The sequence below is a fragment of the Pseudomonadota bacterium genome, assembly GCA_010028905.1.
Taxonomy (GTDB): Bacteria; Vulcanimicrobiota; Xenobia; order RGZZ01; family RGZZ01; genus RGZZ01.
The window spans coordinates 1-2,279 of the sequence record RGZZ01000655.1; the positions used below are offsets into that span (position 1 = coordinate 1).

General features: G+C 67.5%; 2 protein-coding genes. Both read left to right on the forward strand.

Annotated elements, in window-relative coordinates:
- Positions 1–1,561: hypothetical protein (locus tag EB084_24000; GenBank protein ID NDD31326.1), on the forward strand; the 1,561-nt coding region annotated here is incomplete at its 5' end.
- On the forward strand, positions 1,558–2,279 hold a 722-nt coding region (locus EB084_24005), incomplete at its 3' end, for a hypothetical protein (GenBank protein NDD31327.1). The genes EB084_24000 and EB084_24005, both read left to right, overlap by 4 nt.

Sequence of the window (2,279 nt, forward strand, 5' to 3'; positions counted from 1 at the left end):
GCCAGAAGCACCGCCTTCGACCGAAGGCACAACGGTGCGCGTCGCGTTCACCCCGCAAGATCCCGCCACCCTCGCCACCGTCGAGACCCGCATTGCGCGCGATCACATCGGCGCCACGATGAGCGGCCCCCGCGTCACGATGGACGACAAGACCCCCGCCGCCGCGCCAGACGCCAACGGCGACTACATCTTCGCACCCGGCACGCCCGGCTTCCAGCAGGCCAACGCATTCGCGTGCACCGACAAGACCCTCGGCCTGTTCGAGAAGTACGTCGGCCACGAGATCAAGTGGGCCTTCGACGGTCCGCTCAAGATCCACCCGCACTTCAAGGACGGGTTCAACGCATTCTACCTGCGACTCGACCACTCGGTGAACTTCTTCGACGGCACCGACAACAAGCTGGGCGTGGTGATGCACGGCAGCGAGTCGCTCGACGTGGTGAGCCACGAGGTGGGCCATGCGGTTCTCGACGGCATGAAGCCCGGGCTCATCGGGTGGTTCGGCAGCGACGAGGCGAAGAGCTTCCACGAGTCGTTCGGCGACGTGGCCGCCATGCTCACCGCGCTCAATGAAGACACCGTTCTCGACGCCCTGGTGAGCCAGACCGGCGGCGACCTGCACAAGCCGAACCTGGTGACCGCCCTGGCCGAGCAGTTCTCGCGGGGCGTGAACGATGAGATGCTGGGCGGGCGAAAGCCAGACGACTGGACCATTCGCAACGCCAACAACCGCTACGTCTATCAAGACCCGTCGACCCTGCCCACCAAGCCTGGCGACCCGGACGTGCTCACCAAGGAGCCGCACAGCTTCAGCCAGATCTTCACCGGCGCCTGCTGGGACATCGTGGCCGGCATGACCGCGGCCAACAAGGCCCGGGGGCTATCGACCCGGGACGCCATCGTGGCCGCCCGAGACGCATTCGGCCCGCTGTACGCCCACACCGTCGAGCTCGGCCCGGACAAGATGAAGTCGTACAGCGAGATGGCGAAGGCAATGCTGGTCGCCGACCAGCGCTACTTCAACGGCCAGCACGCTGCCATCATCGGCGACGTCTTCACCCAGCGCAACATCGCGCACACCGACGCAACCGCTGCCCCGACTCGCCTGCCCGAGCTGTCGCTGGGCAGCGGCGCGCAGACCACGCTTGCGCAGGCCGACACCTTCCTGTCAGGCGCGCGACTGTCGCTCGGGGTCGCGTCTGACGCGCCTCTCACCGCCGAGAAGGTGTGGTCGAACGACCGCGGCGAGACCTTCGTGCGCTACGGCTACACCGAAGCGGTCGACCTCGATCCCCACACCTTCACCGAGGTGGGCGGAACCCTGACTCTCGGCTTCGGACCCGATGGCGCCCTGTTCCACCAGATGTACGAGCCGGTCGACGACGCGACCCGAGCCGAGGTTCGCGCAGACGCCGCACGAGTGATGGCCCGCAGGTCGGTGGCGCTCACCGCCCCCACGCAGGCCAGCGATCTGCGCCGCCCCGACGGCATGCCGTTCGAGGCGTGGATCGAGAAGGCGGGCGACCGCAACAAGCTCGTAAAGGTGCCGATGGCGTCATGAGCAGCACGCAGTCGTTCATCGTCACCGCTCCGCGGGCGAGCCAGGCTGCGGCCCTCAGGGCCGCGGTGCTGCGCCTCGATCCGCAGGCCCGCATCACCCACGACCTCCCCATCATCAACGGCTTCTCGTACGAGGGAAGCCCGCTCTCCCGTCAGGCCCTCGACCGCTACCAGGCCACGGACAGCGGGATTCGCGTGCACCCCGATGACGCCATCGACCTGCCTCCCCTGGCGCCGTCAACGCCTCGTCCGGTGGCGGGGCTCGACAACGTCGACGCCACCCTGCAGCTCGACAGGCTCTGGTCGCGCGGCGTCCGGGGAAAGGGCGTGGGGGTTGCCGTCATCGACTCCGGCATCGCAGACCACCCGGATCTGCACGGACGGATCACGGCCTTCCACGATTTCACCGGAATGGTGCAACGTCCCCATGACGAGAACGGCCATGGCACGCATGTGGCCGGCATCATCGCGGGCAACGGCAAGCGCTCCGGCGGACGCGCCACGGGAATTGCGCCGGAGGCCAGTCTCATCGGGCTCAAGGTCACAGACGAGATGGGCCACGGCAAGGCCTCCGACTTCATCGCGGCGATTCAATGGGCCGTCGACAACAAGAACCGCTACAACATCCGGGTCATGAACCTGTCGTTCGGACACCCCGTCACCACCTCGTGGAAGGAAGACCCGTCGGTGCAGGCCGTCGAGGCAGCGGTCGCCGCCGG